Origin of the sequence: Pseudomonas simiae (assembly GCF_900111895.1) — a bacterium.
Classification (GTDB): domain Bacteria; phylum Pseudomonadota; class Gammaproteobacteria; order Pseudomonadales; family Pseudomonadaceae; genus Aquipseudomonas; species Aquipseudomonas simiae.
Map to the genome: position 1 here is coordinate 111,951 of NZ_FOKB01000008.1, position 13,680 is coordinate 125,630.

10 protein-coding genes are annotated in these 13,680 nt (G+C 61.0%); all 10 read left to right on the forward strand.

Going from position 1 to position 13,680, the window contains the following annotated elements:
- Positions 1 to 158: 158 nt before the first annotated feature.
- Positions 159 to 1,586, forward strand: coding sequence for an arginine-ornithine antiporter (gene arcD / locus BMZ57_RS22625; protein ID WP_010208133.1), 1,428 nt, complete (start codon positions 159 to 161; stop codon positions 1,584 to 1,586).
- Between the two features lie 25 nt (positions 1,587 to 1,611).
- Positions 1,612 to 2,868, forward strand: a complete 1,257-nt coding sequence (gene arcA, locus BMZ57_RS22630) for an arginine deiminase (protein WP_010208132.1) — start codon at positions 1,612 to 1,614, stop codon at positions 2,866 to 2,868.
- 69 nt (positions 2,869 to 2,937) lie between these two features.
- On the forward strand, positions 2,938 to 3,948 hold the full coding sequence (locus tag BMZ57_RS22635) for an ornithine carbamoyltransferase (protein WP_010208131.1): 1,011 nt from the start codon (positions 2,938 to 2,940) through the stop codon (positions 3,946 to 3,948).
- Between the two features lie 174 nt (positions 3,949 to 4,122).
- Positions 4,123 to 5,052, forward strand: a complete 930-nt coding sequence (gene arcC, locus BMZ57_RS22645) for a carbamate kinase (protein WP_010208130.1) — start codon at positions 4,123 to 4,125, stop codon at positions 5,050 to 5,052.
- A gap of 18 nt (positions 5,053 to 5,070) precedes the next feature.
- Positions 5,071 to 5,433, forward strand: a complete 363-nt coding sequence (locus BMZ57_RS22650) for a DUF5064 family protein (RefSeq protein WP_010208129.1) — start codon at positions 5,071 to 5,073, stop codon at positions 5,431 to 5,433.
- A 173-nt stretch (positions 5,434 to 5,606) separates the two neighbouring features.
- Positions 5,607 to 7,115: a transcriptional regulator GcsR gene (gene gcsR / locus BMZ57_RS22655; protein ID WP_042571241.1), complete on the forward strand. Its 1,509-nt coding sequence runs from the start codon at positions 5,607 to 5,609 to the stop codon at positions 7,113 to 7,115.
- 405 nt (positions 7,116 to 7,520) lie between these two features.
- Positions 7,521 to 7,904: a glycine cleavage system protein GcvH gene (gene gcvH / locus BMZ57_RS22660; protein WP_010208126.1), complete on the forward strand. Its 384-nt coding sequence runs from the start codon at positions 7,521 to 7,523 to the stop codon at positions 7,902 to 7,904.
- Positions 7,905 to 7,914: 10 nt separating this feature from the next.
- On the forward strand, positions 7,915 to 10,755 hold the full coding sequence (gene gcvP / locus BMZ57_RS22665; RefSeq protein WP_069672750.1) for an aminomethyl-transferring glycine dehydrogenase: 2,841 nt from the start codon (positions 7,915 to 7,917) through the stop codon (positions 10,753 to 10,755).
- Positions 10,756 to 10,915: 160 nt separating this feature from the next.
- Positions 10,916 to 12,292: an L-serine ammonia-lyase gene (locus BMZ57_RS22670; RefSeq protein ID WP_021491241.1), complete on the forward strand. Its 1,377-nt coding sequence runs from the start codon at positions 10,916 to 10,918 to the stop codon at positions 12,290 to 12,292.
- 39 nt (positions 12,293 to 12,331) lie between these two features.
- Positions 12,332 to 13,456 (forward strand): glycine cleavage system aminomethyltransferase GcvT, encoded by a 1,125-nt coding sequence (gene gcvT, locus BMZ57_RS22675; protein WP_021491240.1) that lies wholly within the window; start codon positions 12,332 to 12,334, stop codon positions 13,454 to 13,456.
- Positions 13,457 to 13,680: the final 224 nt, after the last annotated feature.

The following is a 13,680-nucleotide window of genomic DNA, read 5'->3' on the forward strand; positions in this document are numbered from 1 at the left end:
CTGGAAAGCACCTTTGCGCGGAAAACTATTGCCCACGGCTTTGCACCCTAAGTCATTAATTCACAATGGAATGTGCCAATGAAGTGATCTGAGTCAGCTGTTTGATTAGCGCACGGATTTATTCTGTGGTCTCTCTTCTCCTGCATTGGAGTTATGCGATGTCTGAATCTCCCGGAAAACTTCGATTAGGCGCACTGGTTGCACTGGTCGTCGGCTCAATGATTGGCGGCGGGATTTTCTCTCTGCCGCAAAATATGGCCGCCAGCGCTGACGTCGGCGCCGTATTGATCGGTTGGGTCATTACGGCCGTGGGCATGTTGACCCTCGCGTTCGTGTTCCAGACCCTCGCCAACCGCAAGCCCGACCTCGACGGTGGGGTGTACGCCTACGCCAAGGCCGGTTTTGGCGACTACATGGGTTTCTCGTCCGCCTGGGGTTACTGGATCAGTGCCTGGCTGGGCAACGTGGGTTACTTCGTGTTGCTGTTCAGCACCCTCGGTTACTTCTTCCCGATCTTTGGCGAAGGCAACACGCCGGCCGCCGTGATAGGCGCTTCAGTGCTGCTGTGGGCCGTGCATTTCCTGGTACTGCGCGGCATCAAGGAAGCGGCGTTCATCAACCTGGTAACCACCGTCGCCAAAGTGGTGCCATTGGTGCTGTTCGTTTTGATCGCGCTGTTCGCGTTCAAGCTGGACATCTTCACCGCTGACATCTGGGGCCTGAAAAACCCGGACCTGGGCAGCGTGATGAACCAGGTGCGCAACATGATGCTGGTCACCGTGTGGGTGTTTATCGGTATCGAAGGCGCGAGCATCTTCTCGGCCCGTGCCGAGAAACGCTCCGATGTGGGCAAGGCCACCGTGATCGGTTTTATCACCGTGCTGTTGTTCCTGATGCTGGTGAACGTGCTGTCCCTGGGGATCATGACCCAACCGGAGCTGGCCAAACTGCAAAACCCATCAATGGCTGCCGTGCTGGAGCATGTGGTGGGCCACTGGGGCGCGGTGCTGATCAGCGTCGGCTTGGTCATTTCGTTGCTCGGGGCGCTGCTGTCATGGGTGTTGCTGTGCGCGGAGATCATGTTCGCCGCTGCCAAGGACCACACCATGCCGGAATTCCTGCGCAAGGAGAACGCCAACCACGTGCCGGCCAACGCCCTGTGGCTGACCAACGCGATGGTGCAGATATTCCTGGTAATCACGCTGTTTTCAGCCAGCACCTACCTGTCGCTGATCTACCTCGCCACCTCAATGATCCTGGTGCCCTACCTGTGGTCGGCGGCGTATGCGCTGTTGCTGGCGGTGCGCGGGGAGACTTACGAAAACGCCCTCAAAGAGCGCCAGAAAGACCTGTTCATCGGCGCCATCGCCCTGATCTACGCGGTCTGGTTGCTCTACGCCGGCGGCACCAAATACCTGCTGCTCTCTGCCCTGCTCTACGCCCCCGGCGCGATCCTGTTCGCCAAGGCCAAGCGTGAACTGGGCAAACCGATATTCACCAACGTCGAGAAGTTGATTTTCGCCGCAGTGATCATTGGCGCCCTGGTGGCTGCCTATGGCCTCTACGACGGCTTCCTGACGCTTTAATTGTGTGTTCACTGGAGGATCTGAAATGACCACGGAAAAAGTGAAGTACGGCGTACATTCCGAAGCCGGCAAACTGCGCAAAGTCATGGTGTGCTCCCCAGGTTTGGCCCATCAGCGGCTGACCCCCAACAACTGCGATGAACTGCTGTTCGATGACGTGTTGTGGGTCGCCCAGGCCAAGCGCGACCATTTCGACTTCGTCACCAAGATGCGCGAGCGGGATATTGATGTGCTGGAAATGCACAACCTGCTGACCGACATCGTCGCCATCCCCGAAGCGCTCGACTGGATCCTGGAGCGCAAGATCACCGCCAACACAGTCGGCCTGGGCCTGGTCGATGAGGTCAGCTCCTGGCTGCGCAGCCTGGAGCCGCGCAAAATCAGTGAGTTCCTGATCGGTGGTGTGTCGGCCGATGACCTGCCGAGCAGCTTCGGGGGCAAGACCATCGAAATGTTCCGCGATTTCCTCGGGCATTCCAGCTTCATCCTGCCGCCGCTGCCCAACACTCAGTTCACCCGTGACACCACTTGCTGGATCTACGGCGGTGTGACACTGAACCCGATGTACTGGCCGGCGCGACGCCAGGAAACCCTGCTGGCCTCGGCCATCTACAAATTCCATCCCGAGTTCACCAACGCGGACTTCCAGATCTGGTACGGCGACCCGGATCAGGAACACGGCGCCTCCACCCTGGAAGGCGGTGACGTGATGCCGATCGGCAACGGCGTGGTACTGATCGGCATGGGCGAGCGTTCGTCCCACCAGGCGATCGGCCAATTGGCGCGCAACCTGTTCAAGAACAAGGCAGTGGAAAAAGTGATCGTTGCCGGCCTGCCAAAATCCCGCGCGGCGATGCACCTGGATACCGTGTTCAGCTTCTGCGACCGCGACCTGGTCACCGTCTTCCCCGAAGTGGTCAACCAGATCGTGCCGTTCACCCTGCGTCCGGATGAAAGCAAGCCGCACGGCATCGACATCCAGCGGGAAAAAACCAACTTCCTCGAAACCGTCGCCGCGGCCCTCAACCTCAAGGCGCTGCGTGTGGTCGAGACCGGCGGCAACAGCTTCGCCGCCGAACGCGAGCAGTGGGACGACGGCAACAACGTGGTCGCGGTGGAGCCTGGCGTAGTGATCGGTTACGACCGCAACACCTACACCAACACCTTGCTGCGCAAGGCCGGCGTGGAAGTCATCACCATCAGTGCCGGCGAACTCGGCCGCGGCCGTGGCGGTGGCCACTGCATGACCTGCCCGATCATCCGCGACCCTATCGACTATTAATTTCCAGGCCTTGGCCGTCGCCCATAAGGCGCCGGCCAAGGGGATAACCTAAACAGAAGGAGATCCATCATGGCTTTCAACATGCGCAACCGCAGCCTGCTGTCGCTGATGCACCACACCACCCGCGAACTGAACTACCTGCTGGACCTGTCCCGCGACCTCAAGCGCGCCAAATACACTGGCACCGAGCGTCCGCACCTGAAGGGCAAGAACATCGCGCTGATCTTCGAAAAAACCTCGACCCGCACCCGTTGCGCCTTCGAAGTCGCGGCCCATGACCAGGGCGCGCACGTCACCTACATCGATCCGGTGTCGTCACAGATCGGCCATAAAGAAAGCATGAAAGACACCGCCCGCGTACTGGGCCGGATGTTCGACGCCATCGAATACCGTGGCTTCGAACAGGAAATCGTCGAAGAACTGGCCAAGTTCGCCGGCGTGCCAGTGTTCAACGGCCTTACCGCCGAATTCCACCCGACGCAAATGATCGCCGACACCCTGACCATGCGCGAACACAGCGACAAACCGCTGCATGACATCAGCTACGCCTACCTCGGCGACGCCCGCTACAACATGGGTAACTCGCTGCTGATGATTGGCGCCAAGCTGGGCATGGACGTGCGCATCGGCGCGCCGAAAGCGCTGTGGCCGCACGAAGATTTCATCAAGCAGTGCCAGGCGTTTGCCGAAGAAAGCGGCGCACGCATCACCATCACCGAAGACCCTAAGGAAGCGGTGAAAGGCGTGGACTTCATCCACACCGATATCTGGGTGTCCATGGGCGAGCCGGTGGAAGCGTGGGACGAGCGCATCGAGCAACTGCTGCCGTACCAGGTCAACGCCAAGATGATGAAAGCTTCGGGCAACCCGCGCGTGAAATTCATGCACTGCCTGCCCGCGTTCCACAACAGCGAAACCAAGGTGGGCAAGGACATCGCTGCGCGTTATCCGAACCTGGCCAATGGCGTGGAAGTGACCGAGGACGTGTTCGAATCGCCGGCCAACATCGCGTTTGAGCAGGCGGAGAACCGCATGCATACCATCAAGGCGATTCTGGTGTCGGCGCTCGCGGATATCTAACCCTCAACACCGCTCCCACCGTCGAAACGCGGTCAACACGGTGGGAGCGGGCTTGCTCGCGAAAGCGGTGGATCAGTTGATACATACGTTGACTGACACTCCGCTTTCGCGAGCAAGCCCGCTCCCACAGTTGGCCCTGTGTTCGCAACATGGAACTCTAGAAGGACACTCTGTATGCGCATCGTCGTAGCCTTGGGCGGTAACGCCCTGCTCCGCCGTGGTGAACCCATGACGGCGGACAACCAACGCGCCAATATTCGCATCGCCACCGAACAGATCGCCAAGATTCACGCCGGCAACGAGTTGGTGATCGCCCACGGCAATGGCCCGCAGGTCGGCCTGTTGTCGTTGCAGGCAGCGGCCTACACCCAGGTCTCACCGTACCCGCTGGACGTGCTTGGCGCCGAAACCGAGGGCATGATCGGTTACATCATCGAACAGGAACTGGGCAACCTGCTGGACTTTGAAGTGCCCTTCGCCACCCTGCTCACCCAGGTCGAAGTGGACGCCAAGGACCCCGCCTTCCAGAACCCGACCAAACCCATCGGTCCGGTGTATTCCAAGGCCGAAGCGGAGAAACTCGCCGCTGAAAAGGGCTGGGCCATTGCGCCGGATGGCGACAAGTACCGCCGCGTGGTCGCCAGCCCACGGCCAAAACGCATCTTTGAAATCCGCCCGATCACCTGGCTGCTGGACAAAGGCAGTATCGTGATTTGTGCCGGCGGCGGCGGCATTCCGACAATGTACGGCGAGGACGGCAAGCTGCGCGGCATTGAAGCCGTGATCGACAAAGACCTGTGCTCGTCGCTGCTGGCATCGCAATTGAAAGCCGATTTGCTGGTGATCGCCACCGACGTCAACGCCGCTTTTATCGACTTCGGCAAACCCACCCAGAAGGCCATCGGCCAGGCCCACCCCGACGAAATGGAAAAACTCGGCTTCGCGGCCGGTTCCATGGGGCCCAAGGTCCAAGCCGCCTGCGAGTTCGCCCGTCAGACTGGCAAAACCGCCGTCATCGGTTCACTCTCGGACATCGAAGCCATCGTCCAGGGCAGCGCCGGTACACGCATCAGCACGGCAAAACCTGGCATCACCTATCTGTGAAGTAGAGGAGAGACGCCTATGGCCACCTTTGAACCGGGTCACCTGCACGTTGAACGTCACGCGTTGAACAAGGATGACTACAGCTACAACCTGTGTATCGACTACGAAGTCAGCCAGGATCCCAAGGAAGGCAAGGGGATGCTGTTCAAGCTGCATGGCTCGGTGCAGGGCAAGGACCTGAAGGAGGAGTTTTTCCTGCCCAAGGACCAGGCGTTCGACTTTGCCCGGCATGCCATGAACATCGCGCAGAAGTATGGAATGCCCAAGGTGGCGGTGTTGAATGGCTCGATGCACAAGCAGTACGACATGATGTTTGAGGATGTACGGAATCAGTTGGATGTAAAGTCAGGCGATCCGGTCAAGCCGGAGCACCTGGCGTAATCACAGCGCAAATCCCCTGTGGGAGCGGGCTTGCTCGCGAATGTGGTGCATCAGTCACTGAATATAGGGACTGACACAGCGCATTCGCGAGCAAGCCCGCTCCCACATTTTGATCTCCATCATCTCCAAGGCATACTGGCCACCCTCCGCACTCCAGAATCAAGATCCGCCCCATGCGTATCCACGTCAGCTTCATCGACCGCGTCGGCATTACCCAGGAAGTCCTGGCCCTGCTCGGTGGGCGCAATCTCAATCTGGATGCGGTGGAAATGGTGCCGCCCAACGTCTACATCGACGCGCCGACCCTGAGCGCCGACGTGCTCGAAGAACTGCGCGACGCACTGTTCAGCGTGCAGGGCGTGCAAGCGGTGAAGGTGGTGGACATCCTTCCCGGCCAACGTCGTCACCTGCAACTCGACGCCCTATTGGCGGCCATGACCGACCCGGTACTGGCGCTGGACAGCGCGGGCAAGATCCTGCTGGCCAATCCGGCGCTGATCGCCCTGTACGGCCGCGAACCGGCTGGGGAAAGCATCAGCGAGCTGTTCAATGACCCGGCGCTGCTCGACACCTTGCTGGAGCAAGGCTTCCGCTTGCCGCTGCGTGAAATCAGCGTCAACGGCCAGACCCTGCTGCTGGACGCCACACCGATCACCGACGCCGGCGGCCTGCTGACCCTCTACCAACCCAACCGCATCGGCGAACAACTGTCGGCACTGCACCATGACCATGCCGAAGGCTTTGATGCGCTGCTCGGCGAATCCCCGGTCATCCGCACGCTCAAGGCCCGCGCCCAACGGGTGGCGGCGCTGGACGCACCGCTGTTGATCCAGGGCGAAACCGGCACCGGCAAGGAACTGGTGGCGCGCGCCTGCCATGCGATCAGTGCGCGCCACAGCGCGCCATTCCTCGCGTTGAACTGTGCGGCGCTGCCGGAAAACCTCGCGGAAAGCGAGTTGTTTGGTTATGCACCGGGCGCCTTTACCGGCGCGCAACGCGGTGGCAAACCGGGGCTGATGGAGTTGGCCAACCAGGGCACGGTGTTTCTGGATGAAATCGGTGAGATGTCGCCGTACTTGCAGGCCAAGCTGCTGCGTTTTCTCAATGATGGCAGCTTCCGTCGCGTGGGCGGCGACCGCGAAGTGAAGGTCAATGTGCGCATCCTCAGCGCCACCCACCGCGACCTGGAAAAAATGGTCAGCGAAGGCACTTTTCGCGAAGATCTTTTCTATCGCCTCAACGTACTCAACGTCGAAGTGCCGCCGTTGCGCGAACGTGGCCAGGACATCCTGTTGCTGGCCCGCTACTTCATGCAGCAGGCCTGCGCGCAGATCCAGCGCCCAGTCTGCCGCTTGGCGCCCGGGACTTACCCGGCACTGCTGGGCAACCGCTGGCCGGGCAACGTGCGCCAACTGCAGAACGTGATCTTCCGCGCCGCTGCCATCTGCGAAAGCAGCCTGGTGGACATTGGCGACCTGGACATCGCCGGCACTTCGGTGGCACGCCAGAGCGACGGCGAAATCGACAGCCTGGAACAGGCGGTGGAAGACTTTGAGCGCAACCTGCTGGAAACGCTCTACACCAGCTACCCTTCGACCCGACAACTGGCCAGTCGCCTGCAGACCTCCCACACTGCGATCGCTCATCGCCTGCGCAAGTACGGCATTCCCAACAAACCCTGAACCCGAACGCGGATCAAAATGTGGGAGCGGGCTTGCTCGCGAATGCGCAGTGTCAACTCGCCCCCCATCACTGACCCACCGCATTCGCGAGCAAGCACGCTCCCACCTTGATCGTATTCCAGATTTTGGTCTGAGAACGACATCCGCTGTACTGAAAGCGCTACAGTGGAACGATATCGCTACAACCCTGTTTTTTGCGCGCCATGCAAGGCTTTGATCCACATAGGCTTTTTTTCGCAGGCCCGGTTGTAGCGAAATCGCTACAGCTGACGGGCATAGGGTTATAGCCAATTTTATTAACCTATTGATTTATAACGAATTAATAAGGTTGGCCGCGATATTGCTAAACAACTCCCCATTATTCCAATCCCGTCCACCAGACGAATCTGGCCTTGAGGAGTTTCCATGAGCGAGTTGCGTTTCACTGAAGATCACGAATGGCTGCGCGCCGAAGCTGACGGCAGCGTCACCGTGGGTATCACCGCTTTCGCGCAAAACGCGCTGGGTGACGTGGTTTTCGTGCAACTGCCGGAGTTGCAGGCCTATGACAAGGGCGCTGAAGCGTCCACCGTTGAGTCCGTAAAAGCAGCCAGCGGCGTGTACATGCCGCTGGACGGTGAAGTCCTCGAAGTGAACGACAAATTGGATGGCAGCCCGGAGCTGGTCAACGAAGACCCGATGGGCGAAGGTTGGTTCTTCCGCTTTAAACCGGCCGATGCCGGTGCGGTCGCTAAACTGTTGGATCAGGATGCGTATGACCGCCTGATCAAAGCCAACGCTGAAGCTTGAGGAGCGCGCAATGACCGTTCAATTGACCACCGCCAACGAATTCATCGCCCGCCATATCGGCCCACGCCAGGAAGACGAGCAGCAGATGCTCGCCAGCCTGGGCTTTGATTCCCTGGAAGCCCTGAGCGCCAGCGTGATCCCGGAAAGCATCAAGGGCACCAGCGTGCTCGGCCTGGAAGACGGCCTGAGCGAAGCCGAGGCCCTGGCCAAGATCAAGGCCATCGCCGGCAAGAACCAACTGTTCAAGACCTACATCGGCCAGGGCTACTACAACTGCCACACGCCGTCGCCGATCCTGCGCAACTTGCTGGAAAACCCGGCCTGGTACACCGCCTACACCCCCTACCAGCCAGAGATTTCCCAGGGCCGCCTGGAAGCGCTGCTGAACTTCCAGACCCTGATCAGCGACCTCACCGGCCTGCCGATCGCCAACGCCTCGCTGCTTGACGAAGCCACCGCCGCCGCCGAAGCCATGACCTTCTGCAAGCGCCTGAGCAAGAACAAGGGCAGCAACGCCTTCTTCGCCTCGATCCACAGCCACCCGCAAACCCTCGACGTGCTGCGCACCCGTGCCGAGCCACTGGGTATTGATGTGGTGGTGGGCGATGAGCGCGAACTGACCGACGTCAGCCCGTTCTTCGGCGCCCTGCTGCAGTACCCTGCCAGCAACGGCGACGTGTTCGACTACCGCGAGCTGACCGAGCGTTTCCACGCTGCCCATGCATTGGTAGCCGTGGCCGCCGACCTGCTGGCCCTGACGCTGCTGACCCCACCGGGTGAGTTCGGCGCCGACGTGGCCATCGGCAGTGCGCAACGCTTCGGCGTGCCGCTGGGCTTTGGTGGCCCGCACGCGGCGTACTTCTCCACCAAGGATGCGTTCAAGCGCGACATGCCGGGCCGTCTGGTCGGTGTGTCCGTCGACCGTTTCGGCAAACCGGCCCTGCGCCTGGCCATGCAGACCCGCGAGCAACATATCCGCCGCGAAAAGGCCACGTCGAACATCTGCACCGCCCAGGTGCTGCTGGCCAACATCGCCAGCATGTACGCCGTGTACCACGGCCCCAAAGGCCTGACCCAGATTGCCCGGCGAGTGCACCAGCTGACCGCGATCCTGGCCAAGGGCCTGACCGCCCTGGGCCAGAACGTCGAGCAAGCCCACTTCTTCGACACCCTCACGCTCAACACTGGCGCCAACACTGCCGCCGTGCACGATAAGGCCCGCGCTCAGCGCATCAATCTGCGAGGGGTGGACGCTGAGCGTGTGGGTGTATCGGTGGACGAAACCACCACCCAGGCCGACATTGAAACCCTGTGGGCGATCTTCGCCGACGGTAAGGCCCTGCCGGACTTCGCCGCCCAGGTTGAAAGCACCCTGCCGGCCGCGCTGCTGCGCCAGTCGCCGGTCCTCAGCCACCCGGTATTCAACCGTTATCACTCGGAAACCGAGCTGATGCGCTACCTGCGCAAGCTGGCCGACAAGGACCTCGCGCTGGACCGCACCATGATCCCGCTGGGCTCGTGCACCATGAAGCTCAACGCCGCCAGCGAAATGATCCCAGTGACCTGGGCCGAGTTCGGCGCCTTGCACCCGTTCGCCCCGGCCGAGCAGAGCGCCGGCTACCTGGAGCTGACGTCCGACCTCGAAGCCATGCTCTGCGCCGCCACCGGTTACGACGCGATTTCCCTGCAGCCGAACGCCGGTTCCCAGGGCGAGTACGCCGGCCTGCTGGCCATCCGTGCCTATCACCAGAGCCGTGGCGATGAGCGCCGCGACATCTGCCTGATCCCATCGTCGGCCCACGGTACCAACCCGGCCACCGCCAACATGGCGGGCATGCGTGTGGTCGTCACCGCTTGCGACGCCCGTGGCAACGTGGATATCGAAGACCTGCGGGCCAAGGCCATCGAGCACCGCGACCACCTCGCCGCGCTGATGATCACCTACCCTTCCACCCACGGCGTGTTCGAAGAAGGTATCCGCGAAATCTGCGGCATCATTCACGACAACGGCGGCCAGGTGTACATCGACGGCGCCAACATGAACGCCATGGTCGGCCTGTGCGCCCCCGGCAAGTTCGGCGGCGACGTGTCCCACCTGAACCTGCACAAGACCTTCTGCATCCCGCACGGCGGTGGCGGCCCAGGCGTTGGCCCGATTGGCGTCAAGTCGCACCTTACGCCGTTCCTGCCAGGCCACGCGGCCATGGAGCGCAAGGAAGGCGCGGTGTGCGCGGCGCCATTCGGCAGCGCAAGCATCCTGCCGATCACCTGGATGTACATCAGCATGATGGGTGGCGCAGGCCTCAAGCGCGCATCGCAGTTGGCGATCCTGAATGCCAACTACATTTCCCGTCGCCTTGAAGAGCACTACCCCGTCCTCTACACCGGCAGCAACGGCCTGGTCGCGCATGAGTGCATCCTCGACCTGCGCCCCTTGAAAGACAGCAGCGGCATCAGCGTGGACGACGTGGCCAAGCGCCTGATCGACTTCGGTTTCCATGCGCCGACCATGTCGTTCCCGGTGGCAGGCACCTTGATGATCGAGCCGACCGAAAGCGAATCCAAGGAAGAACTGGACCGCTTCTGCAATGCGATGATCGCCATCCGCGAAGAAATCCGCGCGGTGGAAAACGGCACACTGGACAAGGACGACAACCCACTGAAGAACGCGCCGCACACCGCTGCCGAACTGGTGAGCGAGTGGACGCACCCCTACACCCGCGAACAAGCGGTGTACCCGGTGCCTTCATTGATCGAAGGCAAGTACTGGCCGCCGGTGGGGCGTGTCGACAACGTGTTTGGCGATCGCAATCTGGTGTGTGCGTGCCCGTCGATCGAGAGCTACGCGTAACCTGAGGATGTACTCGGTGTAAATGTGGGAGCGGGCTTGCCCGCGAATGCGGTGGATCAGTCAGCAGGTGTATCAACTGAGAGACCGCTTTCGCGAGCAAGCCCGCTCCCACATTTGGCCGAGTACACCTGATAAATAATAAGAAACCGGAGAACAACTCATGTCTTTAAGCGTGTTCGACCTGTTCAAGATTGGCATCGGCCCCTCCAGCTCCCATACCGTCGGCCCGATGCGCGCCGCCGCTCGATTCGTCGAGGGCCTCAAGCGTGACAACCTGTTGGGCACCACCCTCAGCCTCAAGGTGGAGCTCTACGGATCGCTGGGCGCCACCGGCAAAGGCCACGGCAGCGACAAAGCCGTGTTGCTGGGCCTGGAAGGTGAACACCCGGACACCGTAAATACCGAAACCGTGGCTACCCGCCTGGCGCAGATGCGCAAGGATGGCCGCTTGAACCTGCTCGGCGAACACAGCATTGCGTTCAACGAGAAAGAACACTTGGCGATGATTCGCAAACCCCTCGCCTACCACCCCAATGGCATGATTTTCCGTGCCTTCGACGCCGCCAATATCCAGATCCGCAGCCGCGAGTACTACTCGGTGGGGGGTGGATTTGTGGTGGATGAAGACGCCGCCGGCGCCGACCGGATTGTCGAGGACGCCACACCGCTGACCTTCCCCTTCAAACATGCCAAAGACCTTCTCGGCCATTGCAGCACCTACGGGCTGTCCATCAGCCAGGTGATGATGACCAATGAGAGTGCCTGGCGCCCTGAAGCGGAAACCCGCGCCGGGCTGCTGAGAATCTGGCAGGTGATGCAGGACTGTGTGGACGCGGGCTGCCGCAACGAAGGGATTCTGCCTGGAGGTTTGAAGGTCAAGCGTCGCGCCGCCGCCCTGCATCGCCAGCTGTGCAAACACCCGGAGTCGGCGTTGCGCGACCCGCTGTCGGTACTCGATTGGGTCAACCTTTACGCCTTGGCGGTCAATGAAGAAAACGCCAACGGCGGCCGCGTGGTCACGGCGCCTACCAACGGAGCGGCGGGAATCGTGCCGGCGGTACTGCATTACTACATGCGCTTTATCCCCGGCGCTAACGAAGACGGTGTGGTGCGCTTTCTGCTCACCGCCGCCGCCATCGGCATTCTGTACAAGGAGAACGCATCGATCTCCGGCGCCGAAGTCGGCTGCCAAGGCGAAGTCGGCGTGGCCTGCTCCATGGCCGCCGGCGCACTGTGCGAAGTCTTGGGCGGCAGTGTTTCCCAGGTGGAAAACGCTGCCGAGATCGGTATGGAACACAACCTCGGCCTGACCTGCGACCCGATTGGCGGATTGGTCCAGGTGCCCTGCATCGAGCGCAACGCGATGGGCTCGGTCAAGGCGATCAACGCGGTGCGCATGGCCTTGCGCGGCGATGGGCAGCACTTCGTCTCGCTGGATAAAGTCATCCGCACCATGCGCCAGACCGGCGCCGACATGAAAAGCAAATACAAGGAAACCGCCCGTGGCGGTTTGGCGGTCAACATTATCGAGTGCTGACGCCTAACGGCGCGCCAGCACGTTTTTCAGGAGCTGAATATGTCCACCGAAACCCTGTTGAAAACCCCTCTGCATGCCCTGCACATCGAGCTGGGCGCGCGCATGGTGCCCTTCGCCGGCTACGACATGCCGGTGCAATACCCACTGGGCGTGATGAAGGAACACCTGCACACCCGTGATCAAGCCGGGCTGTTCGACGTGTCCCACATGGGCCAGATCCGCCTCACCGGCGCCAATGCCGCCAAGGCCCTGGAAACCCTGGTACCGGTCGACATCCTCGACCTGCCAGTCGGCATGCAGCGCTACGCGATGTTCACCAACGACCAGGGCGGCATCCTCGATGACCTGATGGTGGCCAACCTGGGTAACGAAGAACTGTTCCTGGTGGTCAACGCCGCCTGCAAGGACCAGGACCTGGCGCACCTGCGCCAGCATATCGGCGACCAGTGCACCATCGAGCCGTTGTTCGAGGAGCGTGCATTGCTGGCCCTGCAGGGCCCGGCGGCGGTGAAAGTACTGGCGCGCCTGGCTCCTGAAGTCACCAAGATGACCTTCATGCAGTTCGCCACGCTGCGCCTGCTGGGCGTGGACTGCTATGTCAGCCGTTCGGGCTACACCGGTGAAGACGGCTTTGAAATTTCCGTACCCGCCGCCAATGCCGAAAGCCTCGCGCGAAGCCTGCTGGCCGAGACCGAAGTGCAGGCCATCGGCCTGGGCGCCCGCGATTCGTTGCGCCTGGAAGCCGGCCTGTGCCTGTACGGCCACGACATGAACACCGATACCACCCCGATCGAAGCCAGCCTGCTGTGGGCGATCTCCAAGGCGCGCCGTGCCGACGGTGCTCGTGCCGGTGGTTTCCCGGGTGCCGACACGATCTTCACCCAACAGCAAGCCGGTGTGAGCCGCAAACGTGTAGGCCTGTTGCCACAAGAGCGCACGCCGGTGCGCGAAGGTGCACAAATCGTCGACGCAGACGGCACCGTGATCGGCAGCGTGTGCAGCGGCGGCTTCGGCCCGACCCTGGGCGGCCCGCTGGCCATGGGTTACCTGGACAGCGCCTTTATCGCACTGGATACCGAAGTCTCTGCGCTGGTGCGTGGGAAAAAGGTGCCACTTCGTGTAAGTAAAATGCCATTTGTGCCGCAGCGTTACTACCGGGGCTGACTGACTGTTTCCATAAGTAACGCGATTGCGTTAACACGCACTAATTTGTAACGCAATCGCCATAAAACAGTGCACTCCCGATAGTCTTTTTTATAGGGGTCAACCTATAACAAGTGATCAACTCTATCGAATAAGTGGAATTCACAATATTCAACCAAGTGTCATAAGCCCAAGCAAAACCTGGGCTTTTGGCAGGGCTTGTTTTTTCTCCATTAGTTGGCGTA